A 25779-nucleotide genomic window follows, 5' to 3' on the forward strand; every position below is an offset into this window, starting at 1 on the left:
GTTCACCTTTGGTTACGGTTCCGGGGCCTGGGATTCTGGCCGGCAGCGTCATCCTGTCGGGTCAGTGTCAGATCCTTGTTCAAGCAGTAGGTCTCGAAGTCACGAGCCAGGAACAGCTGACCGTTGAAGTGCTGCATGGCTTCGGCGGCCAACTGGTTGATGTGTGGCGCGCCGCCGGGGCCGGATTGGTAACGGGAGCTGAAGTGAGTAAGGACCAGGTTGGGTAACTGGGCCTGCTCGGCAAACCGGGCCACCTGTTCCGCGGAACTGTGCTGTGGCCAGGGGCCGACCCGATCCGCAACATCCTGGGTGTAGGTGGCCTCGTGAACCAGCACGTGACAATCCTTGCTGGCTGCTGCCAACAGGTTCGGGTCATCATTGTCACCGGCGACAATCAGCCGACGGGCCAGCCGGGGCACCTGGGTGTAGTCGTCACTGTGGATCAGTCGACCGTCCTCCAGCAGCACGTCATGGCCTTTCTGCAGTTCGCCCCAGTCCGGGCCGGCCGGTATTCCCTCCTCGATCAGCTTGTCCCGCAACAGCTGCCGTTCCAGTTTCCGCTCGGTGAACACATAGGCTCGACAGGGCACCCGGTGGGACAGTGCCACGTTGGTCACCGTGACATGATCGTCCTGCCAGTGGAAGTCCGCTGCCTCGGAATCCAGGTAATTCAGGGGGTAGCTGAGGCTGGAATCGCTGTTCTCGATCACCGCCTGGATCATCCGCTGGACCTGTGGCGGGGCTATGATATCGAGCGCCTGGGTACGGCCCAGCATGGAGGCGCTGGTAAGCAGCCCGGGCAGTCCGAAGGTGTGGTCACCGTGGATGTGGGTAATGAAGATCGCCCGCAACTGCATGACCGAGTAGCGCGTACGCAGTAGCTGGTGCTGGGTGCCTTCGCCGCAGTCCACCAGGTACCAGGGCTTGGGACCGTTGGGTGCAAGGGCGAGCCCGGTCACGTTACGGGACCGGGTCGGGGTGCCGGCGGATGTGCCGAGAAACGTGAATTCCATGGTTTGTGGCTTAAACGCCTTCGAGGTGTGGGCGAATCTTCTCTGCCAGTGCTTCCAGCCTTTCCTGCTGGGCGGGGTTGGTGGCGTGTGGTGTTGCCCGCAACTGGCCAATGGAGGTTGGAACCACGTGGAAGTGGACGTGGGGAACCGTCTGCCCGGCGCCTTCGCCATTGAGTTGCATGATCAGCGTACCCGGCACGTCGAGGGCGGTTTCGATGGCCCTGGCGATCTTCTGGGTGGTCTGGATGCAGGCGGCGGAGCCTTCCGGTGACAGGTCGTGAAGAGTTTCCGCCGGTTCCTTGGAGATGATCAGGGCATGGCCGTCTGCCTGGGGCATGATGTCCATGAAAGACAGGGTGTGGTCATCTTCATAGAGCTTGATGCAGGGCAGCTCGCCCCGGAGGATCTTGGCAAAGATGTTGTCGTTGTCATACGGCATAGCGTGAGGTCCTTGGCTGCTATCAACGAGGTGCCGTCGCAGTCTATGGCGAATGCGGTAACTGCGTCCAGTTTGCAATCCTCAATCCAGCCTTCCACAACCCGGCCTTATTGCCGAAATTGCGAAGTTTTCTCCGGATTCTCCCTTCCGCAGCAAACCGCTGCATTCAAACGACCGTATGAATGCAGCGTTTCCACTCGCAATGGCCATAAGAAAGGAGTGTATCCATGCCATACCAAGCACCCGCGAATGACCTTCGTTTCCTGCTGTTTGATGTATTGGGAGCGGATAAGCTGCACGAACTGGAGAAATACGCCGATGCGACGCCGGACCTGATCTCGGCGGTGATTGATGAGGCCGGCAAGCTGGCGGCGGAGGTGATTCAGCCGACCAATCAGACCGGTGACCGCCAGGGCTGTCGCTACGACCCCGAGACCCGCACGGTGACCACGCCTGACGGCTTCCGCGAGGCCTACAGCCGATTTGTGGAAGGTGGATGGACCGCGTTGGACGCACCCATCGAGTATGGCGGCCAGGGCCTGCCTCATACCCTGAAGTTTGTGGTGGATGAGATGGTGTGCTCCACCAACCTGTCCCTGGGGATGTACCCGGGGCTGACCCACGGCGCGATCAGTGCGCTGTATGCGCACGGTTCGGATGAACTCAAACAGACCTACCTGGAAAAACTGATTTCAGGCCAGTGGACCGGCACCATGTGCCTCACCGAGCCCCAGTGTGGCACCGACCTGGGCATGATCCGCACCCGGGCGACCCCCAACGACGATGGCAGTTACCGGATCGAAGGCTCCAAAATCTGGATCACCGGTGGCGAGCATGACCTGGTCGACAACATTGTCCATCTGGTATTGGCAAAACTGCCGGGCGCGCCGGATACCACCAAGGGAATCTCACTGTTCGTGGTGCCCAAATTCCTGCCGGAGTCCGGAGAACGCAACCCGGCCTTCTGCGGCGGCCTTGAGCACAAGATGGGGATCAAGGGATCGGCCACCTGCGTGATGAACTTTGAGGGCGCCAGGGGCTGGCTGGTGGGTGAACCCAACCAGGGCATGAAAGCGATGTTCACGATGATGAATGAAGCCCGCCTGATGGTGGGGATGCAGGGCCTTGGGCTGGCTGAGATAGCGTACCAGGAGAGCCTGGCGTTTGCCCGCGAGCGACTGCAGAGCCGGTCTCTGAGCGGGCCAAAGAATCCGGATGGCCCGGCAGACCCGATCATCGTTCATCCCGATGTGCGGCGCATGCTGATGCGCCAGAAAGTGCTGAATGAGGGCATGCGGGCGTTGGCGCTGTTTACCGGCTATCAGCTCGACCTGTCCGTTGCCCACCCCAGCGAGGCGGTGCGGGAGAATGCCGATGATCTGGTGCAACTGCTGACACCGGTGGTTAAGGCGTTTCTGACCGATGAGGGTTACAACAACACCAACTGGGGACAGCAGGTGTTGGGTGGTTCCGGCTTCACCGAAGACTGGCCGCTGGAGCAGTTGGTTCGGGATGGGCGGATTGCCCGAATCTATGAGGGCACCAACGGCATACAGGCGATGGATCTGGTAGGACGCAAACTGTTCCTGAAGGGCGGCCAATTGGTGCGGGCACTTTTTTCGGAGCTGTCCGGCTACCTGAAGGAGCAGCCGGACGCGCCGTATCGGGAGGCCCTAAAAGGGGCGATTGGCAACCTCGAGCAGGCTACAATGTGGCTGGCCAGCAACGCTCCGAAAGATCCGGAGCAGGCCGGCGCGGCAGCGTCGCCCTACCTGCGGCTGATGGCCCTGACCGTCATCGGCTACCTGTGGTCCCGCATGGCCGGAGAAGCCGAGCGTCAACTGGCCGCCGGCCAGGGCAACCGGCCTTTGCTGGAGAGCAAGCAGGGTTCCGCCCGCTACTTCTTCGAGAAGCTGCTTCCCGAGTGCGACTGGCTGCTGCGGGACATCCAGACCGGTAAGGAAAGTCTGATGGGCTTTGATAACCAACACTGGACCGGCTGATCTCAGGCCCCGATACCACTGGCTCCTGGCTATAAACCTGCTTAGGTAACGTCAGGACGCCAGGCGGTACCTTGTCATCCCTGTGGTCGCTGCTCAGCGGTATTGGCGTCCAACTCAAACATCCTGCCGCCGCCAAACGACCAGTCTTCCGATGCTGTGAACTGGATCACCACCATCACATCATCCGGGCTCAGGCCCAGGTCGTCGTGCAGCTGTTTCGCCAGGCCCTGGTACAGCGCCCACTTCTGGTCGGTGCTGCGGGGTCGGCCGGCGGTGATCTGGAACAGCACGAATTCATCGCTGCGGGTGCCAGTCAGGTAGTGGCGGTCAAACACCCGGCTGTCTGCGTCGTACTGGTCAATCAACTGAAAACAGTCGTCGGCGGGCACACCAAAGTGGGTGACCAGATTGTGATGAAGGATTCGTGACAGTTGCTGCTGAAAGGCGGCCGGTTTGCCCGACGGAATAGCGATACGTGTAAAAGGCATGGGTTTGTCCTCAGAGGGCGTTGTGGAGTCGGGAAAGGCCGGAGACGGCGGCCGGCCAACCGGCATAAAACGCCAGGTGGGTCATTGTTTCGGTCAACTCGGTGTCGGTGAGCCCGTGTTGCCTGGCCAGTGCCAAATGATCCGGCAACTGCTCCATCCGGTTCAGGGCGACCAGTGCGGCAACCGTCACCAGGCTGCGATCCCGGGGCGACAGGTCCTTGCCTTGCCACAGGTCGCCGAACAGTACCGTTTCTGTCAGTTGCGCGAGTTTGGGCGAGGCTTGTGCCAGGGTATCTCGATTAAGGGTCATGGCTGGTATCTCCAAATCAATGGTGGGGCTATACTCGCTTGCGGTTATGATTTATAAAATCAAAACTATTGGTACCAATAATTCGATAAAACAGGATGGTCATGAGCAAGCGGCCGATCACCTTTGATCTGGAAGCCCTGCGCAGCTTTGTCTGGGGGATGGAACTTGGCAGTTTCGCCCTGGCGGCGGACCGATTGAGTCGCTCCACCTCGGCGGTCAGCGCTCACCTCAAGAAACTGGAGCAGCAATGCGACACGTCTCTCACTCGCAAGGCGGGGCGGCAGCTGGTGGCGACTGAGGCCGGGGAGCGATTGCTGGGCTATGCCCGGCGATTGCTGGCACTTAATGACGAAGCGTTTGAAGCTGTGCTCCAGCTGCCTCTGGAGGGGCAGGTCCGTTTTGGCATGCAGGAGGATTTCAGTGAAACGGTGCTACCCGCGGTGCTCGGACAGTTCTCGCGGGCTCACCCCAATGTTCGTATTTTTGCCACAGTAAACCGCAATGCCGCGCTCCTCACGGCTATTCGCCAGCGTGAGCTGGACCTGGCGCTGAGTTGGCAGGATGACGTGGGCACGCCCCACAGCCAGGAATTGGCCCGACTACCGCTGCGCTGGATCGCCAGCCCTGGGTTCAATGGGTTGGCGGCACTGAGCGAGGGAGAGCCTCTGCCGCTGGTCATGCTGGAAGCTCCGTGTCTGTTACGCAGCCGCGCTATTGAGGCCCTGGACCGGGCCGGGATTGCATGGCGAGTTGCCTTTGTCAGTCGCAGCCTGAGTGGCATCTGGGCAGCGGTGTCGGAAGGCCTCGGTATCACCGTGCGAACCGAGGCCGGCATGCCGCCCCACCTGGTGTGCTTGGGCGTTGACGACCTGCCGGCTGTGGGTGATGTTGGTATCCAGTTGCACCAGGCGCAACCGCAGAGTTCCGATGTCACAACCCGATTGGCGGAGATCCTGGGTCGACAGGTGCTTGCCTACGGTTAGGCAGGTTTATTGGTGTTGCCCAGTAGCATCGTCGGCCACCAGCTTCGAAGGCTCAGGTACGCCAGTGGTGCGATTACGCCCAGCAGTGGCGTTGCGATGACAAAGGGCAGAAAGGATCGCAGTTCGCCGCCTTGTGACTGGTGGTCCCGGTACAACAGATACATGACCAACAGCAAGGCGATGGCAAGATCCAGCACCACCTGGAGGGATTCCGGGGTGGTGAACAATCCCAGAAACCAGGTCAGGAAATTCTGGTTCGAGGTGGCCAGTACCCACAGGGTGAACCCTGTGAACAGTATAAAAACCAGTGGTACGATTCGTTGCATCGTCATGATGGAGGTTCCTGTCTGAGGTGTTGTGGTGTTGTAACGGTCTCCAGCATGCCTGTGCGTGTGCCCGATGCGCACTTCCCGAAAAGGTAAGGACTTCCGAATGCCTACAGATCAATGGTCTGACGCGGTGTCGTCAGTGTCCGGCGAGCACAGCGCCTTTGGCTTTCTGTTGCGGCGGTGGCGGCGACAGCGGGGAATGAGCCAGCTCGATCTGGCGCTTGCAACCGGCGTTTCTGGCCGGCATCTGTCCTTCGTTGAGACGGGGCGCTCCCGCCCCAAGCGGGCGTTGGTTTTGACCCTGGCGGAAGCGTTGGACATTCCGCTACGGGAGCGAAATGAGTTGTTACTGGCGGCCGGATTACCCGCTGCCTACTTCGAGTTTGACTACGACAGCGCCGAGTTGTCGGTGTATCGCAGTGCCATTGCCGAACTCATTGAAAACCACCTGCCATACCCCGCACTGGTTTTGAATCGCTGGGGGGATGTGGTGGACGCCAACCGCACGGCATTTGCCATGTTTCCGGAGTTGGTGGCCGAACAGCCCGTCAACCTGTACCAGGCGTACCTGTCCTCTGATCACTGGAAAGCCGTGATCGAGAACTGGAGCGAAGTGGCCTGGGCCGCCTATGGTCATCTGCAGGGCGATGCCGCCCGTTACTGTGGTGACGAGCGCATGCAGTCGTTACTTCGGTTTATTGAGGACTGTCTGAAAGACGTGCCCAAACCGGTCAACCTCCCCAGCAGCCCATCGATCCGCACACGCCTGAACCTTAATGGCCAGGTGCTGGAAACCACCACTATGGTGGCCCGCTTTGGCCCGGTGAACGATGTGTTCCTGTCTGAACTGCGGGTGGAGATGATCTTCCCTGCAAACGACAATGCCCGACGCTTCTTTGCGATGTTCTGAGGCGGGCAGCTGCGATAGCTCGTTGGGAGTCGGCTATCGGCCTTAGTCCCGATTCAGGAACTGTGAGAGCCAGCGGTAGGTACGCTCACAGGCCTGCGGCACCAGATTCTCCAGGTTCAGGTAGGCATGGATCATGGTGTCCTCGCTGTGGTGTTGTGTGGCGATCCCGATGCTGGAGAGGCGGTCCAGGTAGTGTCTGCCTTCGTCACGCAACGGACAGAACCCTGCGGTAATCAGCCCTGTGGGTGGGTGGGCCGGGGTGACCGGCATGAACAGGGGTGAGACCGTGGTGCGGCATTCTCCGCGTTGCAGGTAGTGGTCGAAATACCACTGGATGCGAGTCTTCTCCAGCAGATACCCATTGGCAAGTTCGTCGATGGATGGGCTGGAGAGGGTGTAGTCGAGGCTGGGATAGATCAGTGCCTGCTGCCGGACCGGTAGGCTCTGGTCCTGCTGGCTTTGGGCCGCCAGTGTCGCACACAACGCGCCGCCACCAGAATCGCCGACCAGGCTTAGCGATGGTCGATAACGAATCTGATGCTGGTCCAAGTGTTGCCACAACTGCCGGATGACCGCCTGGCAGTCTTCCAGTGCGGCCGGGTAGGGGTGCTCCGGTGCCAGACGATAGTCCACTGAGACCACCAGATGGCCGGACGCTGCTGCCAGTTTTCGGCAGATGCCATCGTAAATCTGGACGCTGCCACACATGTGCCCGCCGCCGTGGATAAACAGCGCCACCGGAGTGGCTGCCTCCGGTGCAGGGTCGTAGTGCCTTAGCGAGATTGCTCGATGTGGGCCGGCCAGTTGATCATCCCAGACCCGGGCAATGGCGGGTAGATCGGTGACGAACGTCTCCGTCATTCGTGCCAGGCTTTTACGCATCAGCGACGGGGTTATCTGCAATGGCCCAGAGCCTGGCTGATTGATGCCGCCGAGCCAGCGAAGCAGGCTGGAATCCGGAGCAGGGGCTGTCAGCATTGGAACAGCACCAGTGCTTCACCCCGGCAGATGAGGCGGTCCTGCTCACCAGTGCACGTTGTCTCCAGGTTGACCAGTGCTTTATCAGGGCGCAGTCGGGATATACGGACGGTTGCTGTCAGGGCTTCGTTGGCCAGGGCTGGCTGGAGAAATGTCATGGACTGTTTCAGGTAGTTGGTGCCTTTGCCCGGCAACTCCATTCCCAGAAGGTAAGAAAACAGACCGGCAATCAGCGGCTCCGGTACACTCTCCGGGCTTTGGTCCATCTCCGCCAGTTGCCGCCACTGCTCAAGGTCGGCGTCAGTGAAACTTCGCTTGATGTGTGCTGATTGCTGCTCTGCCAGTTGCTTGAATCGGGAAAAGGTCGGGGCATTCATGGTGCGTTTCCGGTGTCAGGTTCGAGAATACAGCGTCCTTCAAGGCAGGCACTGCCATCGGCTTTCAGGATGCGTGTGGCCACGCTCAGGGGGCCTTTGTCCTGTGTTGGGGCACTGTCCACCTGGATAACAAGGTTCTCTTCTGCATAAGCCGGTGCCGGAAACATCAGTTGCTGCTCAGCCAGGCGGTGTTTGGGAAAATGGCGGTGCAGGCAGCCCCGTAACTTGGTAAACAACAGCATGCCGTGGGAGACCGTGGCCCCAAACCGGGTGCCGGAGGAGTAGTCCGGGTCGACATGGATCGGGTTGTGGTCGCCACTAAGGTCAGCAAACTGGTTGAAGTCCTGCTGGCTGAGGCGGGCTGGCTCTTCAAAATGGATGGGTGTAGACATATCAGTGATTCCGTAACGATTGTTTGGTGATCTTGCCGACCGCATTACGGGGCAGTTCTTCCAGGGCCTCAAAGATCTTGGGGATTTTGTAACCGGCCAGGTGTTCCCGGCAGAACGCGCTCAACTCGTCGGGTGTGGGCGCTTGGTGTTGCGGCATTACCGAATAGCAGGCCTTGCCAACTTCCCCCCAACGCTGGTCCGGAACACCGATTACCGCAACGTCCTCGACGGCTGGATGCTGTTGAAGTACCCGCTCGATCTCGGCGGGAAAGACGTTCTCTCCGCCTGAAATGAACATGTCCTTCCAGCGATCGACGATGTAGAAGTGGCCATCGGCATCGCAGCGGGCGACATCGCCGCTATGGAACCATCCGCCGTCACTGATGGCATCAGCAGTTGCATCCGGCCGGTGCCAGTAACCCGGAGTTATCCCGGGGCCCCGTATCAGCAGTTCGCCAGGCTCGCCGTCTGCAACATCCCGGCCCTGGGTGTCCACAATGCGCACATCCACCAGCAATTGCGGCCGGCCTACGGAGCCCGCTTTGGCAAGAACCTTGTCTTCATCCAGCAGGAATACGGTCGGGCCTGTTTCGGTCATGCCCATGCCGGTGCGAATGCGGATACCCTGATCCGCAAACTGTTGTGCGACTGAAACTGGTAGGGCCGCGCCACCGCAACCCCAGGAGCGAACCCGTTTGAGCGCGGATGTTTCGAAGGATTCTGCTTCCAGCAGAGCCTGGTAGATGGCGGGGACGCCGAAGAACACCGTCGCACGTTGTGCCAGGACGGCGAGGGCATCGTCAGCATCGAAGTTGCGGGCCACCAGCACACTGCCTCCGGCCATGAGCACCGCACTGGAGTAAAGGTTGATGCCGGCGGTGTGGAACAGCGGCAAGACGTTCAGCAGCACATCGTCCTGAGTCAGGCCGGCGGCGATACCGATGTTGAAATAGTTGGCCTCCATCATCCGGAAAGTCTGGATGACGCCCTTGGGCAGTCCTGTGGTCCCCGAGGTATACAGCAGGTACCAGGGTGTATCCGGGCTCTGGGGGGCATGGGGGCCCAATTCCGGAATCACTGCCGCCAGTGTCTTGTGATAGCTGGTATGGCCATTGGCCGGGTCTCCGGCGGCAAGGCTGATGCCCTGGACGCCGGACCGGCAAAGGTCGGCGGCCGTTTCCTCAAACTCCTGACCGTAGATCAGTGCGCGGGGAGCGGCATCGTCCATCAGGGTGCGCAACTCTGGCAGCGCCAGTCGCCAGTTGAATGGCACCAGGATGAGCCCTGCCTTGGCGCAGCCGAACAGCATCACAAAAAACTCGGCCCGGCTATGGCCCAGATAGGCGATCCGATCGCCAGCCTGGAGCTGCCACTGCCGTGCGGCGGCCGCCGCAAAGCGTGCGGCCTGGGCGTTCAGTTCCCGATAGTTGTAGCGGGTGCCGTCGTCCAGATCTTCCAGTGCCGGACGTTCCGGGGTGGTCTGGGCTCGCTGGGCGAGCAGGTCAATCATATCCATGGTCACACGTCTCGCTGATTGTTTGTTGTTGGATCGTGAGTGAGTGTTGAGACCGGCAATACGCTCATGGCTGCAGCTCGCTCCACTCGAAGCGGGTAATGCGATTACTGATCAGGGAGAATACGAAGGTGTATCCTCCGCCGTTGATGATCTGTTCCGCATCGAACAACCCGCCGGGGCGTGTGCCCAGGGATGGCGATAACCAATGGCCGAGGTAGCCCGGCCGGATCTGGCCGTCGGCATCGAGCGGTGTGGAATCCGGATCTGACCAGGCCCGCGCAAGCATGTTGAATCCATCGGCAACGAGCATGGCTTGCTGGTCGTCATTCCAGGCCAATCCAGCCGGTAGAAAAAAACTGTCTGGAACCAGGGTTGGTGGATGATCGTAGGTGCCGCCACCATCTCCCATCTGTCCGAGGTGTTGTCCGGTTGCCGGGTCAAAGAGTTGGACCCTTTGGTTGCGACGATCTGTCACATAGACTCGATTAGGTCGTGCCAGGATGCTGCCGATCTGGTCGAAGGTTCCAGCAGCCCCCTGTGCGTAGAACGCTGGGCCAAGTTGCCAGCTGTCACCCAGGTCATTGCCTTTTTGCGGATCGGGAGAGCCAGCGTTCCAGGTGTAGTCGAGAGTGTTGGCGATAGAATTAAAGTCGAAGCGCCAGAGTTGATTGCCGAAGCTGGAAATGAACACCGGGTAACTCTGCCCATCGGCACTCTCGCCCACTGATATCGAGACCGGGTAGTTGGCATCGCTAAGAGAAATGGGTGGCGTGGGCAAGTTGCTGGTGCGGTAGCCAAGGTTGAATATGTTGTCGAGATTGCCCTGGTCGTCATAGATACGAAGGCTGCTGTCGCCGGTATAAGGCCAGGGCAGTGTGGCGTCGGATGCGACAAGCACTGCGACGCGGTCCTGCATGGTGCTGTCTTTGAAAGCGGTAATGCCGGTAACGCCATAACTGATGTCGGTGTCGGCAAAGCGGCCAAGGTACTGGCCCTGTGGCGTGAAAGCGCTGATTCGAGTATTCGGCGTGTCACTTACCAGCAGTACCTGCCGGTTGCCAAGCCAAGCCAGTCCACTGGCTGAGTGCAGCTGTCCTGGAAGATTTCGCGGGTGCCCCCAGAACTCGTGGTGGCTCATACCCCCAACTCCTGCTGATACCGAGCAGCGGATGAGGTCGTCGCCGTTGGCTGTGCTCCAGCACTTCTTGACACGGTTGTTTCCGGTATCGCTGACCAGATGTACACGGGCATTGCCATAGAACTGGCCCCAGGCCCAGATGTCCTCGCGATAAAACGAGCCATCGGATCGAACCAGTGGTACATGATCGTTGGGCAGCTGGAATGCGGTGTCTTCGGTTGCGGCGGTGACGGGGGCTCGCATCAGCACTTGATGAATACCTAGTTGGCCGTACTGCCACTGACTTTGGGCATCACTTTGCAGTGTTGCCCGGTACCGAACCGGCTCTGGATCAGTTGCCCCTGACAGATTGACGAACTTCAATATGCGGCCGTTATAGGTGTCGGCCACATAAAGGTTTCCTTCCGAGTCGGTCCTGACGCCACGAGGTCGTTTCAGGTGATCTGCGTTGCCGTCTGAATTGGTGAATCGCCCGAGCATGTCCACCAGGGTCAGTTGCCCTGTCACCGTATTTGCCCGGAAAATCTTGATCCGATTGTTGCCATTGTCAGCAATGTATATATACATCGCCTGCTGATCCGGCGTCAGGTAGTACGTAACACCTTGCGGAATTCTGAAACCGTCCCGCTTATTTGGTGCCTCGTGATAGTCATCGTAATGACTGGAGTCAGTTCCATAGTTCTTGTCGACACCACGGATGATCGGTCCTTCCGGCTGAAAGTTGCCGTCCGTGCCCTGCCAGCCCAGGGTTTGAATCAGTGTTGCCTGATAGTTGTTGTCAGGATCGAGTCGAAACGCTTTAAGGCGGTGATTGAACTCATCAGAGACGTAAAGGAACCCTTGAGGGGTAACGGTCAGGTTCCGTGGCAGCATCAGCTCCGTGCCGTTCCCATGCCCGGGCTGCCCGATTGATGTGACGTAGGCGAAGTCGTCCGGGTTACCCGGTGATGGTCGGAAGAAATGGATCTGGTGGCGGCCAACGTCATTGACATAAAGTCCTGCCAGTCGATCGTCCTGGGCTTCCGAACGGGACAGGAATGCGATGCCCAGTGGAGCCTGAATGGATGGCACCGAGCTGTGCGGGCTGTCGTCGGCAATGACCTGATCCTGATCATCCAGTCGACCAATCTGCTGTCCATCAAGGTCCAGTACCTGAATCCGGTGGTTTCCCATGTCGGCGACATAGACCCTTGCCTGATCTGCGGCGCCAGTCAGGGAATCCTGATCGTAGGTAACGGTGGTCGGAGTGTTGAACTGGAACTGCTGGTGCGGTGGCTGAGAGGCCAGTTCCGGGCTTCTGTCCTCATCCGCAAAAGTCTGAAACGCCAGACAGTCTATCGAAAGCATAGCGGCTACCAGTGTGCTACCAACCCTGGCTGCGTGTCGTTGAGTGCTCATCAAATGTCCCCTTGTGCTTGTTGTTAGGGATGTGTGTGGGTGAGGCTTCGTGCTCAGGGCGCCCGCTCAAGAAACTTCGCCATGCCAAGATGAGCCTCGTCCGTGGTGATTTGGGCCAGGAAGTGCTCGTACTCCCTTTGCAGTTGCGCGGCTGTCTGTGTCAGGTCTGGGCGATTCAGGGTGAGGGTGTGGCGGACGCTGCCGGGTTGGCGGTGGCAAAGGATGTCGGAAATGTCGGCCACCTTCCCGGGGAATGCGTCATGGTCAGCTAGGTAGTGTGCCAAGCCGTAATCCAGCGCCTGTTGGGCTGTGATCGTGCGGTTGGTGAGCTGAATCTCCAGAGCCCGGGAGGGACCGATACGTTGCCCCATCAGGTTGCTCCAGCCTCCGTCAGGGCTGAAACCCACCACTGTGTACCAGGGGGCAAAAGTGGCTCTGGTACTGGCGACAACCACATCCGACGCCAGCACCAGTCCCAGTGACCCTCCGGTCACCAGGCCCTGTACGGCGGCGATGGTGGGGCAGGGCAGGTCGAGCAGGGTCAGGATGGTTCTGTTCAGGCGACCAACCACGGCCTTCGCATAGTCGACCCGTTCGCTGCGTGCGGTGGTAAAGAACGCCCGGACATCTCCGCCGGATGAGAACGAGGCTCCCTCGGCGTCGAGAACAAGCACCCTGGGAGGATCCTGGCGACAGTTCTCCAGCGCGTTCAGCAGGTCATCCAGTAGCGCTGGTACCAGGGCGTTGTGTCGTTTCGCGTGCGTCAGCGTGATCCTGGCGGTGTCACCGATGCGTTGGTAGCGAACGTAGTGGTTGCTCATGATGGTTCCTTTTCCGGTTAGCCTTTGGGGTCCAGCGCCAGGCCATGGGAGAGCAGATCGGTAATGGATGCGACGATGTCGTCAATGGGTACGTCCTGTTCCCACAACGCAAAGCGAAGTCCCAGAAAATTGGAGAGTCCCATCAGCGCCCAGATTCGAACTTCGTCGTTCCCCGGGCGAACTTCGCCCTTCCGGGTGGCGTCCGCCAACATGCGCAAATAGCCTCGTCCGAAGGCTTCGTAGTACTCCCGATAGATCGTTTCATCCACAAACTGCGCTTCCTGCAGCACCCGGTACAGCGAGGGATTGGCCGCCACATACTGGAGAAAAGCCTTCAGCCCCAGGCCTTCGGCCTCAATCCGGTTGCTGGCGTTTTTCACCTCGCTGGCCAAGTGTGCGCGGAGTTTCTGACCCATGTCCCGAACCAGCTCCCGCAGCGTGTCCTCCTTGCTGGCGAAGTAGGTGTAGAACGTACCCTGGGCCACGCCGGCCAGCCGGGTTATGTCGGATACGCCGGCCTGGTGGTAGCCCATGGAGCCAAAGGCTTCCTCTGCCGCCTTAAGGATCTTTGCCCGGGTGCGGGCACCACGCGCAGTTTTCGGCGCGCCGGGAGTGCTGGTTTTACTGTCGTTTTTCGTCATCTTCATGCCTGTCGATTAAAATCCAAACCTGAATTGGTTGTCAACTTGTGATTGATTTTTGATGATTGATGTTGTTTGTTTCGTTGCGACGTAAAATGATTTATTCATTTTAAAACAGTTGATTAAAAGGCTAATTCGAGTTTTGTGACCTTTCCTTCTGGGGCGATCTGTTGACGATACCTGAATCAGTTGTCATATTCTGTGTGGCTTCAAGGTTGATTCAGGTGCGTCACCGTGTCGATCTGAAAGCGGATCTCCAACAACAAATACAAGGGAGCAATGCCCGTATGAAACGTTCACTGTATGCCTCTGTACTGTCGATGGCGCTCCTGTCGCCGGTCCAGGCGGACGATGCCTTCCGAGTGGCCCATGTTACCGATTTTACCGGTGCTCTTGCGCCCTACGCTGAGCAACTGCATATCGGTATGAAACTGGGTTTCGAGTATGCCACTGACGGTTCTATGGCGGTCGCCGGTCGCCAGATTGAGCTTCTGAGAAAAGACTCCCAGCTTGACCCGGCCCGAGCCCGGATGCTGGTGGAAGAAGCCTACGGGGAGGATGACGCCCACATGGTTGTCGGACCTGTGTCCTCTGGCGTTGCCCTGGCGACGTTGCCGCTTGCAGAGGAATACGAGCGAATCATCATGCCGGAAGGCGTGGCGGATGCCATCACTGGCGAAAGCTGGAACCGATATGTGGTTCGAGTTGGCCGCAACTCATCCCAGGATGCGGTGGCCAACGCGGTGGCACTGGGAAAGCCGGGTGTCTGTGTGGCAACCATCGCTCAGGACTACGCCTTCGGTCGTGATGGCGTAGCGGCCTACAGGGAGGCGATGGACGCAGCTGGTGGCCAGGTGGTTCACGAGGAATATCTACCACTGGACGCGACGGACTTTACCGCTGCCGCGCAGCGCCTTTTTGGCGCACTCAAAGATCGTGATGACTGTGACCAGGGTCGTTACATCTTCACCATCTGGGCGGGCTCATCCAATCCGCTGGCCCGTATCAAGGATCTGGAACCGGGTCACCATGGTATTGAACTGGCCGCTGGCGGCAACACGCTTGCCGCGATGGTGGGCTACTCGGCGTTTCCGGGGATGGAAGGTGCGGGTTCCTACTATTTCGAGTCACCGGCGAACGATATCAACGGCTGGCTGGTTGATACCCACTTTGAGCGTTATCAACAGGCACCGGACTTCTTCACCGCCCAAGGGTTCTCCCAGGCCATGGCCATTGTTGCGGCTGTTCGCGCGGCTGATGGCTCTTCGGATGCGGAGGATCTGATCGAGGCCTTCCGTGGGTTGCGGTTTAAAACGCCCAAAGGTGACATGGTGATTCGCTCCGAGGACCACCAGGCATTGCAGTCGATGTACCACTTCCGTATTGCGCAGGAAGAGCGCAGCGACTGGTTCTCGGACCGTGCGGTGACAGCGGGCGTTCCCGAGTTGATTCGCGCCATCCCCATTGAAGCCATGGACATTCCGGTTCGCAACTGAGTGTTGGGCCTTCAGGGGGCTGATGCGATAGGAGGAGTGCGCAATGAGCTTTGATTCCCCGGTTCTGGAGACCCGGAACCTGTCGATCCATTTTGGCGGCCACAAGGCGGTGAATGACGTGAGTTGTCAGTTTCACCAAGGCACGCTTACCACCATTGTCGGTCCCAATGGGGCCGGCAAGACCACCTGGTTCAACCTGTTGTCCGGCCAACTGCGGGCAACCCATGGCCAGGTGTTGCTGCAGGGCGAGGATCTTACCTCTCTGAGCGCTGCTGCCCGTGCTGACAGAGGGTTGGGACGAGCCTTCCAGCTGACCAACCTGTTTCCGGGGCTGACTGCCCTGGAAAACGTTCGCCTGGCGGTGGCGTCTCGTCATCACACCGGCCACGTGTTCTGGCAGATGTCTTCCCGGCGTCGGGATATTGCCGACCGGGCCTTTGAACTGCTGCAAACCGTATCCATGGCCCATCGTGCCGACAGTCTGGTCGCGAACCTGCCTCATGGTGACCAGCGCAAGCTGGAGGTGGCACTGCTGCTGGCGCTGGAGCCACGGGTCTTCATGTTTGATGAGCCCACGGCCGGCATGAGTGTTGACGAGGTACCGGTAATCCTGGAGTTGATCGCCGAGATCAAGGCGCGTCAGGACAAGGTCATCCTGCTGGTGGAGCACAAGATGGATGTGGTGCGGTCACTGTCAGACCGCATCGTGGTGCTGCATAACGGTGAGCTGGTTGCTGACGGTGAGCCGGCGGAAGTCATGGCCTCGCCGTTGGTGCAGGAAGCCTATCTGGGCTCAACCGAGCCGACGCAGGGGGTGGCCTGATGTCTTGTACAGACAATGCGACGCCGGCCCTTACCCTGACCGGTGTTCACGCCAACATTGATCAGTACCACATTCTTGAGGGCGTGGACCTGTTGGTACCGAAAGGCGAACTGACGGTATTGCTGGGGCGCAATGGCGCCGGCAAGAGCACGACGCTGCGTACGATCATGGGGCTGACGACGGTGACGTCGGGGCAGATCCGCTTTGGCGGGCAGGACATCACTGGCTGGCCGACGCCGCGAATTGCCCGCGAGGGTATTGCGTTTGTGCCGGAGCACATGGGGGTCTTCGGCCAGCTGACCGTGCGTGAAAACCTGATGCTGGCTGCCGTCAGCGGCACGATGGACGAGGAGCGACTGGCCTGGTTGCTGGCGCTGTTTCCACCTTTGAAGAGATTCTGGGACCGGCCGGCCGGCAATCTGTCCGGTGGCCAGAAGCAGATGCTGGCGATTGGCCGGGCCGTGATTGAGCCGCGTCAGTTGCTGCTGATTGATGAGCCAACCAAGGGGCTGGCACCGGCAATCATCAATGACCTGGCGGACGCTCTGGATCAGCTCAAATCCCAGCGTGTCACCATCCTGCTGGTTGAACAGAATTTCAGCTTTTCCAGGCGTCTGGGGCAGTCGGTGGCGGTGATGAACGACGGTCGCGTTGTTCATACCGGAACCATGGCCGATCTGGCGGAAGACGAAGCCCTGCAGCATCGCCTGCTGGGGTTGGGTTTGGGCGAACACCAATAGAACAAGGAGAACCTGGTATGTCGACCCTTGAGCAGTCGGTTGAGACGGCTTCGCCACACTGGTGGGCCGTGTTTCAGCGATTCCGTGATCAACATCCGCACTGGTTTCTGCTGTTGGCGATGATGCTGGTGGCATTGTTGATGATGGACTTCAGCACCTGGCTGGTGCTGACGATAAGTGGTGCCGCCATGGGAGCGATGCTGTTTCTGATGGCGTCAGGCATGACTCTGACCTTTGGGCTGATGAACGTGCTGAATCTGGCCCATGGTGCCTTTATTTCCCTGGGTGCCTACGCCGGAGCCACGGTGTTGCTGTTCTGGTTGAATGATCAGGCTGCGGCGTCGTCGCTCTGGCTCAACCTGGCCAGTGTGGTGCCGGCCCTGGTGTTTGCGTTACTGGTGGCGAGTGTTATGGGCCTGGTGTTTGAGAAGCTGGTGATCAAGCCGGTGTACGGTGACCACCTCAAGCAGATTCTGGTTACGGTCGGCGGCTCTATCATCCTGATGCAGTTGATCGAAGTGGTTTGGGGTGGCAATGAGATTCCAGTGCCCCGCCCCGAGGCGTTCAGCGGTGCCGTGGTAATCGCGGGCATTGCTGTTGAGAAGTACCGTCTGCTGGCGGTGGTGCTGGGATTGCTGGTCTATGGCCTGATGACCTGGATCATCGAGCGCACGCGGGTGGGCATTCTCATTCGCGCGGGCGTCGAAGACCGCGAGATGGTCGAAGTGCAGGGTTATCGCGTGCGTCTGCTCTTTCTGGGAGTGTTTGTGGCCGGATCCGCGCTGGCTGGTTTGGGCGGTGCGATGTGGGCGATGTATGAGGAGCTGATTACGGCCCACATGGGGGATGAGCTGATGATCTCCGTGGTGGTGGTGATCATCCTTGGCGGCCTGGGGTCGGTCAAAGGGTGCTTCTTTGGTGCAATCCTGGTGGGGCTGATCAACCTCTACGTTGGCTTTCTCGAGCCGCGACTGGCTGCTGTTGCGACAGTGGGTCTTATGGTGGCGGTGTTGATGTGGCGGCCTCAGGGCCTGATTCCGGTCATTCGGGTGTAGGAGATGACGATGTTGACGACCCTGTTTTCCGGGGACTCTCCCCGAAGTCGCCCTCTGACCATCGTGTTGCTGGCCATGATAGCGATCCTTGCCTTGGGGCCATTTCTTTTCCCTGGTGTACGTGCCTTTTCGATGATGGGGATGATTTGCGTGTTCATCATCCTGGTGGCGTCCTACGACCTTATGTTGGGCTACACCCACATCGTGTCTTTCGCCCACACCATGTTCTTTGGCATTGGCGCCTATGGCGTGGCAATGGCTACGTCTGCCTGGGGCAAAGGCTTTGATGCAGTGCTCCTGGGCGCGGCGGCGGCATTGCTGCTGACCGTCATTCTGGCTCTGCTGTTGGGGCTGCTTTCCTTGCGGGTGAAAGCCATTTTCTTTGCGTTGGTGACCCTGGCGGTGGCCTTTGCCTTCCTGAGCCTGGTCACCCAGCTGTATCCGATCACCGGTGGCGAGGATGGCATGCGGGTTCGGGTGCCAAGGGAACTTGGCCCGGCGTTCCGGCCAGTGGAGGGATCGCTGGTGGGGGTGAGTTTGCCCGATGCCCTTGCGGCCCTCGTTGGTCAGGCGGCCTGGAGTGATGTGTTGTTCGACGTGCGCGTCACCGGTCGGACGTTGATGTATTACGTTGCCTTCACCGTCTCGGTACTGGTCTTCCTGTTCCTGCTGCGGGTGGTGAACTCGCCCTTTGGTAAGGTGCTTCAGGCTATCCGGGAAAACGAGTTCCGGGCCCAGGCGCTGGGGTACAACACCGTGCTTTATCGCACGGCGGTGGTCATTCTGTCGGCGTTGCTGGCTTGCGTTGCCGGGGTGCTGTTCGCGTTGATCAACCGCTACGTCAATCCCGAGAACACTCTGGCGTTTGAGCTGATGGTATTCATCCTGCTGATGTGTGTCATCGGAGGTATGGGCACGATGTATGGCGCGGTGGTTGGCGCAACCCTGTTTTTGCTGGCCCAGAACTACCTTCAGGACCTGCTGAAGCTGCTCGCTCAGCAATTAACCCCGGACAGCACCCTTGCTCACCTTGTTGGGCCCGAGCGCTGGTTGCTCTGGTTTGGCCTGCTGTTCGTGCTCAGTGTGTATTTCTTCCCATCCGGCGTGGTGGGCCAGTTACGGCAATGGTCCGCACAAACCCGCCGCCAAGCCCCGCTGGAGGACGCCAAGCTGGGCCGTCCCAACCCACAGTCGCGGTAATACAGGGGTGACCGATCGGTCACCCAGCTTCCGATCCCAAGGTCTCTCGATTCCAGGCTACCTCCCCGGTGGGCCGGGACGCGTACGGCCTTGATACAGCAACAACAATAACCGAAAGAGAGGTAGCAACAATGACAGCGAAAACCATCAAGGCACCATTTTTCATACCGGCACTCAGGGCGGGTGTGATGCTTGCCATGGCAGGCTCGGTCTCCACCGCGATGGCGGCGGACCTGAGTTTTGACTGGGGCGCCGACTACCGTGCGTCCGCCTTCTACATCCAGTCGGACAGTCTGGACAGTGGTGGCCGTTATGACAGTGACAATGACAACGGTCTGGCCCATCTGATCCGGGTTCGGGGCACGGTCAAAGACGTCGAGAGTGGAGCGTCACTTCACGCCAGTGTGGAACTGGCCGGCGATCGATGGAGTGGGGATTACCGTCACTACGACACCACGGCGCCCCGCAGTTACAACCGGGGCAGTCGCAGCGACAATGTGCGGTTGGACCAGGCCTATGTGCAACTGCCGCTGGGGGATGCGACCGCACGCATTGGCCGCATGGCGGCGAACTTCAACAACTGTTTCCTGGTGTGTGATGACCGCAGGGATCGTGCGCTTGTCATGCTGCCGACGGACTATGCCACGCTGATCAGCGTTTACGACCGCCGCGCGGATACCGACAGCTTCTTCAATCAGGATAACGGCGACCTGCTGGCGTTCGGTGGTGTTGCCAAGCCATTCGGTTGGACGGCCGAGCTGATCTACATCCACTGGTTCAATAATTTCACCGGTGATTTTGGTGACCCGGCTGCAGAGGGCGCGCCGGACCCGTTTGTACTGCAGGATCTGGACCTGTTCTCCGGTCGCTTGGCTGGTAGCCTGGGCGGTGTGGCGGATCTTACCGTTGGCGGAACCTGGACCGCCAACGGTAAGGCGGATCTGGCCGACGATGGTCGCTTCTTCATTGGGCAATCCTGGTCTGGTTACCTTCGCGTCGGCAAGCGCTATGGTGATCTGTCTCTGGACGCGCAGTATGTGACGACGCGGGATGGTGGTTTGATCTCGCCGGGGTTTGATACCTACGCCAGCATCATTAACAGCAACCCGGATGCCACGAACAGCCCTAACAGTCTGTATCGGATGGGGGGCGCCTACGGGATCCGGGAGCTGGACGAAGACCTCCTTATTGGCCGAATTGGCTATCAGTTGACACCGAAGCTGGATCTGGCGCTGGCGGTGGGGCAGCTGTCGGTGGGTACCCAGGCAGGTGATGATGACAGCATGGTGTATGACCTGCACGCCGGCTATCAGGTCACGGACCGGGTACGGCTGTGGAGCCGGCTGGGATGGCTGCAGGCCAATGATCAGGGCTCACTGACCAGCAACTCCCTGGTGGGCAGTTTGCCCAGCAATAGCTTTGCAGACGATGACCTGCTCACCGCAAGCCTCAACCTGAGTGTTGAGTTCTGATACCCGGGGAGTGAACCAGAGACTCCCCAAGGTCCCGTCTGGTTGATCCGCTGTGCCACTGAAAACCAGACGGGACGTTGGGTTCAGTCCGGCACGTCAGCCGCTGACGGCACCACAACCGCGGGCAGGTCTGAAAGTGCCGCCAGGGCTGCTTCGTGGATCTGGGCGGCGGCAACCGCCTCGCCGGATAGTCGGGATGGGAGTGCCCGGGTGGCGGTGGCTGCACCGACCACCGTGGCACGGAAGCCAAGGGAGAAGGCGCCTCTCGCCGTTGCGTTCACACACATGTGGGACATGAACCCAACCACGATCAACTGATCGATGCCGGCCTGTTTTAGCTGGTCCTCCAGATCGGTCTGCACGAAGGCGTTGGGGAAGTGTTTGGTGATGACCACTTCGTCTCCGACCGGGGCGACCGGATCGGCGATCTGGCCAATCTCCTGCTGGAGATCGAATGGCGAGCCCGGGCCGGAATCGTGCTGTACATGGAACACCGGCCGGCCAGCGGCACGGAAGCGCTCCAGAAGGACACGGCATTGCTCCAGGGCCGGCTCAATGCCTTCGAGTTTCATCCCCCCCTGGCGATAGGTGTTCTGGGCGTCAATGATCACCAGGGCGGATTGGCCAATGGCGCTGGGGGTGTTGCCGAGGCCGGAAAGGTCGCGAAGGGTGGTGGGTTCGGTCATGTCGACTCCTGGGATTGGTTGCTCTGCTTGTCTTGGTGGTGGACTCCGTTGGGGGCGCTTGCCAGTTCTATTGGTGCCCTTTGGGAGGTGGCCCTATTATTCGCGGAAGCGGGCTCCTATACTGCGGGCGGAACTGGCATAAAAAAGGCTGAAAGTGACAACTGCAAGGATCCACATAGGCATTGCCCATTACCCGGGGGCGCTGTTGTCTGCGGTGCAGGGGCTGGCGGAGCAGTTCTTCCTGGCAAACCGGATCTGTCGTGAGCGGGGCATGGGGGAGATCTTCCAAACCATCGTCTTTGACAGCCGCCAACTGGGCCGCGAGGAAGGGGGGCTGCCTGACACCCTGCAGGTCGTGATCCTGCCACCCTGCCTGGATGATGACGCCTACCTGGAGCCACCGCCTCCACTGTTGGAATGGATTACCCGGCAGCATCGCGGTGGAGCGATCGTGTGCTCGGTGTGTGCCGGTGCCTTTGTGCTGGCACAGACGGGCTTACTCAATGGTCGCCGTGTCACCACCCATTGGGCCCTGGCGGATGCCTTTGCCGCGCGCTTTCCTGAGGTGCGTGTTGATAGCGGAAAACTGTTGATCAACGACACCGACATCATCACCGCTGGCGGCCTGATGAGCTGGGTGGACCTGGGGTTGGAGTTGGTGGCCCAGTTCAGCGATTCCCAGGTGATGCGCCAGTTGGGCAAGTATCTGATTGTGGACACTGGTGCCCGGGAACAGAGTTACTACCGGAGCTTTACACCAAAACTGGATCACGGAGATGAGGTGATTGTGCGTGTCCAGCACCAGCTGCAACGGGAGTTTTCACAGCCTTTGAAGGTGCGGGATCTGGCCATGCAGGTGCATCTGACTGAGCGTACATTCCTCAGGCGTTTTGTCAGCGCTACCGGCCTTAAGCCCACCCACTATATCCAGCGACTGCGTATCCAGAAAGCGTGTGAGCTGATTGAGACCAGTGCCCTGGCCTTCGAACGTGTTGCGGAGAACGTAGGGTACGAAGACCTCAGTGCCTTTCGGAAGACCTTTGTCAGGATCACCGGACAAACGCCGAGAGAGTTCAAAAAGCGGTTTGTTGGTATTGGTCCGGGGCAACGTAATGGCACCGTGACAGCGGAGGATGGCGCCTGAGGACAGAGTAGAGAACAATCGCAGGGCGGGGCGGTGATGGATACCGTGGGCAGAACAGCAGGTGGCTTTGATTGCGCCACCTGCCTGCGCTATCTGGGGAGGAAGTACGACCTAGAAACCGTAGGATCGGGAGATGGTTTGCATCTCGCCCGAGTTTACCAGGCTCTCGTAGCTTGCCTGCAGGGCACGGATGGTTTCCGGATCTGTCCCCTTGTGGATCGCCAGGTACATCGGTGTTTCGCGGAAAACCAGCACCTTCTCAAGGCCGGTGACGTCTGAGGCGTCCGCCGCCAGGTAGGGGCCAGCCAGACCATCAGCCACCCAAAGGTCGATCTGGTCCTGCACCAGGCGACGGGCATTGAGGCCGTTGTTGCTGATCGCCGCAACGTTGAACCCTTTCTCGGTCAGGTAGTTGGTCATGATGTCGCCTTTGTAGCCACCGATGCGGTAGTTGCGGGCGTCATTCAGATCGCTGAGGCGAATGCTGGAACCTGGCTTGGCGAAAAGGCTCCATTCAATGTTGGCCAGGGGACCAACCCATTCGAACATTGGCTCCCGTTCTTCTGTTTTGGAGACACAGTAGATGCCGTGGTTGGGGTGCTGCTCGGTCCGGTTGAGACCGTAGCTGAGATCCCGCAACTTGATGCTGTACTCAATGTTGGCCTGCTCAACCAGCGCGGTCAGTACATCGGTGCACAGACCGGTGATCTCCGCCTTGGAGTGCGCGAACGGCTGACCGTTGGTGGTCATGTTGTAGGGAGGGTATTGCTCGGTGTAGAGACGCAGTTCGCCGGTGGCGGTTGCGCAGCCGGCCATCAGCAGCAGCGCCGCTGCAAGTCCGAATGTCTTTCTCATGATGTCAGGTCACTTATCAGGATGGATGGTTTGGGACGCCGGTATGGTAAGTGAACAAATATCCATCAGAATAGCTCGGGTTCTTCTTGTTTACATCCTCATTAATTGCTGAATGACTGTGGCGAACGTCGTATTCCTGACCAGCGCAGGTTGACCTGCCGGAAGGGGTCAGCAAGAATCCAGATCGTATGGCATACGGATATGGGCCCCAAAATGGAAGTGTATTCTGCTTTTTCGCTTTCCCCTGTCTCAGACACCCTCTCCTCCCTGATTGATGAAGGGGGGCGCGAGCTGTGCCGGATTGCCGGCCTGGTTCTGGAGAAATCCTTCCGGCTGGCCGATGGTCGCTTCCTGCTGGTCACCACCGATGACTGTCCTTTTGAAGAAGGGATACACATTACGTTGCTGCGCAGTGATGGCCAGATTGATGAAAGTCTCGCTCGCGTCGTTCCATACCAGCCCGCCGTACTTACCGGAATTTCGTCGCTGGCCGACGATACGTTAGAGATCACAATCAGCAATCAGGAACGCTTGGTTGTTACCGTAGATTTCAGTGGCCATCGAGCCCCGCTGCAGTTCTCAAAATGCGGTTTCAAATCGGACCGGAAGTTGTTCGAACCAAGGTATCTGAGTGTTTCGCCTGCTCAGGCCTGATCGTTCGTCATCGTTCTTTGGAATGGCAATTAAGGAGATAACAAATGGAAGTGAACGACCAGTTGGTGAGTGACCACCAAACGGAGCATGCCATCCGGCAAATGGAAGTACAGGCGGTGAACTTTGCCTATCGTTTGACGAATGATTTCAACGTGCGCCAGGAATACATGCGAAAGACCCGTGAGGCTGCCGATAACCTCCGGGCTGCATACAAGAACGGCGATATCTCCGCCCGGGAGGCGGCCAATGCCGCCAACCAGATGCGCAATGAGATCATGGAGTTTGCCCGTTCAAACTCCAGTGATCTGGGGCGTGCCAAGGCGAAGGCGCTCAAGGCCAGAGGGCTGGATCTCGATCTGTTGGTTGAGAAATATGCGAATCGCCGTTACAGCAAGTCGTTCACAGCCTTGTCTGAAGCTGAGCGCGGGCGGGTTTACCTCGACATCGTTGACAGCTCCGGTCGCTCCAACCCCAGGGTGAACGCTGGCGTTCGCCGGCTGGGCATGGCCAGCAAGGGGCTATGGGTGCTGACGGCCTGTCTGGCGACCTACAACATCGCAACGGCGGAAAACAAGACCAAGCAGGCAGGGCGGGAAGCTGCGAGTATCGGTGGCGGCTTTGGTGGTGGCGCAGCCGGTGGTGCCGTGGCGGGAATCTGGTTTGGCCCGGTGGGCGTGGCCGTTGGCGTTGTGGTTGGAGGTACTCTGGGCGCCATCATGGCGGATCAGATCTATGTGGAGGTTGCCGGCCCTGACGGTGAGTTTGCCCGCAACTTCATCCCCCGTTTTACCAGTGTCTTTGGTGTTGATGAAGAGGGGATGGCAAAGGCCCTGCATCGTGAGGCCCGGTACGAGCTGGGCAAGGTACGCAGCGTCTTCCGGGAGCTGGTGGACAAATACAGCACCGATGCCGACGACGTTGCGCGATACTACATCGCCCAGATTCGCCAGACCCGGGGAATTGCGTTCAGGGCTCTCCAGCAGGATATCGGTTTACGGAACCTGCTGATCCGAATTCTGGACGATGGCTGGACCACCGCTGATGAGAAGCGGGACATCGAGTTTCTGCAGCGTCTCTGAATCGACCGCCTTGCTGGTCGGACACCATCTGTCCAGCGGGCGTCCCCTTTGTATGGGGTCACCTGGGCTCTGTCGATCCGAAAGATAATCAGGTGGGACAGCGCGTAACGAAACACTGGCGTGCCCTGATTTACTGTTCACCCTCACTCTTCTGACGTCAGGTGCGATTATATCGCCCAAGAGCCTGTTATTGCAGGCCCTACGGGCTTGCTGAGGCGATCGAAGTCACGAACTCAGGTGCTACAAAATATCCGGGTGGCGATCTACGTGCCAGCGGAAGTGCAGAGCTTCAAAGGGAAGGTTGCTTCGTAAGCGTGCAGCGACGAAATACTTGGAGTCTTCCGGGTATGGGGGTATTGCTGCAGAAGCTGATTCAAACATTCCGAAATTGACGGACAGTCTCCCCTCATAGAGTTCTGTGGTTCCCGTGGCCGTAACTTTCACCTCATTTCCCTGATCATCCACGAGTATTACATCAGGTGAGACGACCGCTCCGTCTGCTTCTCTGAAGAGGTCAAAATAATGAGCGCTGTCGGATAGATCATGATCCAGATTCGGGTCGTATTTTTCGTTGCTTACAACGATATGAAAACGTTGAAGTCCCCGCCTGTTCAATTCGAGGGGAGAGGCAAACTCGATGGTTTGCCATTGCTCATCCACGACCATGGTAAGACGAATCACTTGATCTTCGGGAAACTGATCGGTCGAAGCCGAGCAACCTGAAGAAAGGAGGCTGACGGCTACGAGTAGTAGGACGGTAGGCATTTTCACTAGGACGCCTCCTGAAGGTCTCCGGCCCGGCAGTGTGGGCCTGGCTTAATCCAACAGGGGCCCCAGCG

General features: G+C 59.1%; 27 protein-coding genes. 12 read left to right on the forward strand and 15 right to left on the reverse strand.

The genetic code is table 11. The features are described 5' to 3' along the window. Nucleotides 1-2: 2 nt before the first annotated feature. Together J2887_RS05325 and J2887_RS05330 are read right to left on the reverse strand one after the other, a co-directional pair. Entirely contained in the window at nucleotides 3-1013 is a 1011-nt protein-coding gene (locus J2887_RS05325) for a ribonuclease Z (RefSeq protein ID WP_227174695.1), read from the reverse strand. A gap of 10 nt (nucleotides 1014-1023) precedes the next feature. Beyond that, nucleotides 1024-1452 carry an HIT family protein gene (locus J2887_RS05330; protein WP_227174697.1) on the reverse strand — a complete coding sequence of 143 codons (429 nt, stop codon included), beginning with the start codon at nucleotides 1450-1452 and terminating at the stop codon, nucleotides 1024-1026. Between the two features lie 227 nt (nucleotides 1453-1679). Here J2887_RS05330 and J2887_RS05335 point away from each other — a divergent pair, with 227 nt between their 5' ends. Continuing rightward, a complete protein-coding gene (locus tag J2887_RS05335; RefSeq protein WP_227174698.1) occupies nucleotides 1680-3455 on the forward strand; it encodes an acyl-CoA dehydrogenase C-terminal domain-containing protein in 1776 nt (591 codons plus the stop codon). Between the two features lie 74 nt (nucleotides 3456-3529). Here the strand turns inward: J2887_RS05335 and J2887_RS05340 are convergent, their stop codons facing one another. Further along, on the reverse strand, nucleotides 3530-3943 hold the full coding sequence (locus J2887_RS05340) for a tautomerase family protein (protein ID WP_227174700.1): 414 nt from the start codon (nucleotides 3941-3943) through the stop codon (nucleotides 3530-3532). Between the two features lie 10 nt (nucleotides 3944-3953). Next, nucleotides 3954-4253 carry a carboxymuconolactone decarboxylase family protein gene (locus J2887_RS05345; protein ID WP_227174702.1) on the reverse strand — a complete coding sequence of 100 codons (300 nt, stop codon included), beginning with the start codon at nucleotides 4251-4253 and terminating at the stop codon, nucleotides 3954-3956. 101 nt (nucleotides 4254-4354) lie between these two features. Here J2887_RS05345 and J2887_RS05350 point away from each other — a divergent pair, with 101 nt between their 5' ends. Then, on the forward strand, nucleotides 4355-5236 hold the full coding sequence (locus tag J2887_RS05350; protein ID WP_227174704.1) for a LysR substrate-binding domain-containing protein: 882 nt from the start codon (nucleotides 4355-4357) through the stop codon (nucleotides 5234-5236). On the opposite strand, the gene J2887_RS05355 is transcribed toward J2887_RS05350, so the two are convergent. After that, nucleotides 5233-5568 (reverse strand): hypothetical protein, encoded by a 336-nt coding sequence (locus J2887_RS05355; protein ID WP_227174706.1) that lies wholly within the window; start codon nucleotides 5566-5568, stop codon nucleotides 5233-5235. The genes J2887_RS05350 and J2887_RS05355 overlap by 4 nt on opposite strands. A gap of 100 nt (nucleotides 5569-5668) precedes the next feature. Between J2887_RS05355 and J2887_RS05360 the strand changes: the two genes are divergently transcribed. Further along, nucleotides 5669-6475 (forward strand): helix-turn-helix domain-containing protein, encoded by an 807-nt coding sequence (locus J2887_RS05360; RefSeq protein WP_227174716.1) that lies wholly within the window; start codon nucleotides 5669-5671, stop codon nucleotides 6473-6475. 42 nt (nucleotides 6476-6517) lie between these two features. Here J2887_RS05360 and J2887_RS05365 read toward each other — a convergent pair whose 3' ends face one another. The 7 genes from J2887_RS05365 to J2887_RS05395 form a co-directional block, all read right to left on the reverse strand. After that, a complete protein-coding gene (locus J2887_RS05365) occupies nucleotides 6518-7453 on the reverse strand; it encodes an alpha/beta hydrolase (protein WP_227174718.1) in 936 nt (311 codons plus the stop codon). Continuing rightward, the gene (locus J2887_RS05370; RefSeq protein ID WP_227174720.1) at nucleotides 7447-7830 is read right to left on the reverse strand and encodes a hypothetical protein; all 384 of its coding nucleotides are present in this window, start codon (nucleotides 7828-7830) and stop codon (nucleotides 7447-7449) included. Before J2887_RS05370 ends, J2887_RS05365 begins: the two co-directional genes overlap by 7 nt. Further along, the gene (locus J2887_RS05375) at nucleotides 7827-8222 is read right to left on the reverse strand and encodes a MaoC/PaaZ C-terminal domain-containing protein (protein WP_227174722.1); all 396 of its coding nucleotides are present in this window, start codon (nucleotides 8220-8222) and stop codon (nucleotides 7827-7829) included. The genes J2887_RS05370 and J2887_RS05375 overlap by 4 nt, the downstream gene beginning before the upstream one ends. A 1-nt stretch (nucleotide 8223) precedes the next feature. After that, nucleotides 8224-9738 (reverse strand): AMP-binding protein, encoded by a 1515-nt coding sequence (locus J2887_RS05380; protein WP_227174724.1) that lies wholly within the window; start codon nucleotides 9736-9738, stop codon nucleotides 8224-8226. A 64-nt stretch (nucleotides 9739-9802) separates the two neighbouring features. Beyond that, a complete protein-coding gene (locus tag J2887_RS05385; protein ID WP_227174726.1) occupies nucleotides 9803-11947 on the reverse strand; it encodes an NHL repeat-containing protein in 2145 nt (714 codons plus the stop codon). Between the two features lie 380 nt (nucleotides 11948-12327). Then, nucleotides 12328-13095 carry an enoyl-CoA hydratase/isomerase family protein gene (locus J2887_RS05390; protein WP_227174728.1) on the reverse strand — a complete coding sequence of 256 codons (768 nt, stop codon included), beginning with the start codon at nucleotides 13093-13095 and terminating at the stop codon, nucleotides 12328-12330. Nucleotides 13096-13112: 17 nt separating this feature from the next. Next, nucleotides 13113-13736: a TetR/AcrR family transcriptional regulator gene (locus tag J2887_RS05395; protein WP_227174730.1), complete on the reverse strand. Its 624-nt coding sequence runs from the start codon at nucleotides 13734-13736 to the stop codon at nucleotides 13113-13115. Between the two features lie 287 nt (nucleotides 13737-14023). Here J2887_RS05395 and J2887_RS05400 point away from each other — a divergent pair, with 287 nt between their 5' ends. The 6 genes from J2887_RS05400 (at nucleotide 14024) to J2887_RS05425 (ending at nucleotide 20522) form a co-directional block, all read left to right on the forward strand. Continuing rightward, nucleotides 14024-15232, forward strand: a complete 1209-nt coding sequence (locus tag J2887_RS05400; RefSeq protein ID WP_227174732.1) for a substrate-binding domain-containing protein — start codon at nucleotides 14024-14026, stop codon at nucleotides 15230-15232. Nucleotides 15233-15275: 43 nt separating this feature from the next. Further along, on the forward strand, nucleotides 15276-16055 hold the full coding sequence (locus J2887_RS05405; protein WP_227174734.1) for an ABC transporter ATP-binding protein: 780 nt from the start codon (nucleotides 15276-15278) through the stop codon (nucleotides 16053-16055). After that, complete coding sequence (locus J2887_RS05410; RefSeq protein ID WP_227174736.1) at nucleotides 16055-16795, forward strand: ABC transporter ATP-binding protein; 741 nt, start codon at nucleotides 16055-16057, stop codon at nucleotides 16793-16795. The genes J2887_RS05405 and J2887_RS05410 overlap by 1 nt, the downstream gene beginning before the upstream one ends. Before the next feature lie 17 nt (nucleotides 16796-16812). Further along, complete coding sequence (locus J2887_RS05415) at nucleotides 16813-17850, forward strand: branched-chain amino acid ABC transporter permease (protein ID WP_227174739.1); 1038 nt, start codon at nucleotides 16813-16815, stop codon at nucleotides 17848-17850. A gap of 9 nt (nucleotides 17851-17859) precedes the next feature. After that, complete coding sequence (locus J2887_RS05420; RefSeq protein WP_227174742.1) at nucleotides 17860-19050, forward strand: branched-chain amino acid ABC transporter permease; 1191 nt, start codon at nucleotides 17860-17862, stop codon at nucleotides 19048-19050. A 131-nt stretch (nucleotides 19051-19181) separates the two neighbouring features. Beyond that, the gene (locus tag J2887_RS05425; RefSeq protein WP_227174743.1) at nucleotides 19182-20522 is read left to right on the forward strand and encodes a hypothetical protein; all 1341 of its coding nucleotides are present in this window, start codon (nucleotides 19182-19184) and stop codon (nucleotides 20520-20522) included. An 83-nt stretch (nucleotides 20523-20605) separates the two neighbouring features. Here J2887_RS05425 and J2887_RS05430 read toward each other — a convergent pair whose 3' ends face one another. After that, on the reverse strand, nucleotides 20606-21208 hold the full coding sequence (locus tag J2887_RS05430; protein WP_227174744.1) for a cysteine hydrolase family protein: 603 nt from the start codon (nucleotides 21206-21208) through the stop codon (nucleotides 20606-20608). Nucleotides 21209-21362: 154 nt separating this feature from the next. Between J2887_RS05430 and J2887_RS05435 the strand changes: the two genes are divergently transcribed. Next, nucleotides 21363-22352: a GlxA family transcriptional regulator gene (locus J2887_RS05435; protein WP_227174745.1), complete on the forward strand. Its 990-nt coding sequence runs from the start codon at nucleotides 21363-21365 to the stop codon at nucleotides 22350-22352. Between the two features lie 111 nt (nucleotides 22353-22463). Here the strand turns inward: J2887_RS05435 and J2887_RS05440 are convergent, their stop codons facing one another. Continuing rightward, nucleotides 22464-23207: a substrate-binding periplasmic protein gene (locus J2887_RS05440; RefSeq protein WP_227174746.1), complete on the reverse strand. Its 744-nt coding sequence runs from the start codon at nucleotides 23205-23207 to the stop codon at nucleotides 22464-22466. 213 nt (nucleotides 23208-23420) lie between these two features. On the opposite strand from J2887_RS05440, the gene J2887_RS05445 reads away from it, so the two are divergent. After that, complete coding sequence (locus tag J2887_RS05445; protein WP_227174749.1) at nucleotides 23421-23861, forward strand: hypothetical protein; 441 nt, start codon at nucleotides 23421-23423, stop codon at nucleotides 23859-23861. Nucleotides 23862-23905: 44 nt separating this feature from the next. After that, on the forward strand, nucleotides 23906-24940 hold the full coding sequence (locus tag J2887_RS05450) for a hypothetical protein (RefSeq protein ID WP_227174751.1): 1035 nt from the start codon (nucleotides 23906-23908) through the stop codon (nucleotides 24938-24940). A gap of 240 nt (nucleotides 24941-25180) precedes the next feature. Here the strand turns inward: J2887_RS05450 and J2887_RS05455 are convergent, their stop codons facing one another. Further along, nucleotides 25181-25711 carry a hypothetical protein gene (locus J2887_RS05455; protein WP_227174755.1) on the reverse strand — a complete coding sequence of 177 codons (531 nt, stop codon included), beginning with the start codon at nucleotides 25709-25711 and terminating at the stop codon, nucleotides 25181-25183. Between the last annotated feature and the right edge of the window lie 68 nt (nucleotides 25712-25779).

The organism is Marinobacter sp. CA1 (assembly GCF_020546665.1).
Taxonomy (GTDB): domain Bacteria; phylum Pseudomonadota; class Gammaproteobacteria; order Pseudomonadales; family Oleiphilaceae; genus Marinobacter; species Marinobacter xestospongiae.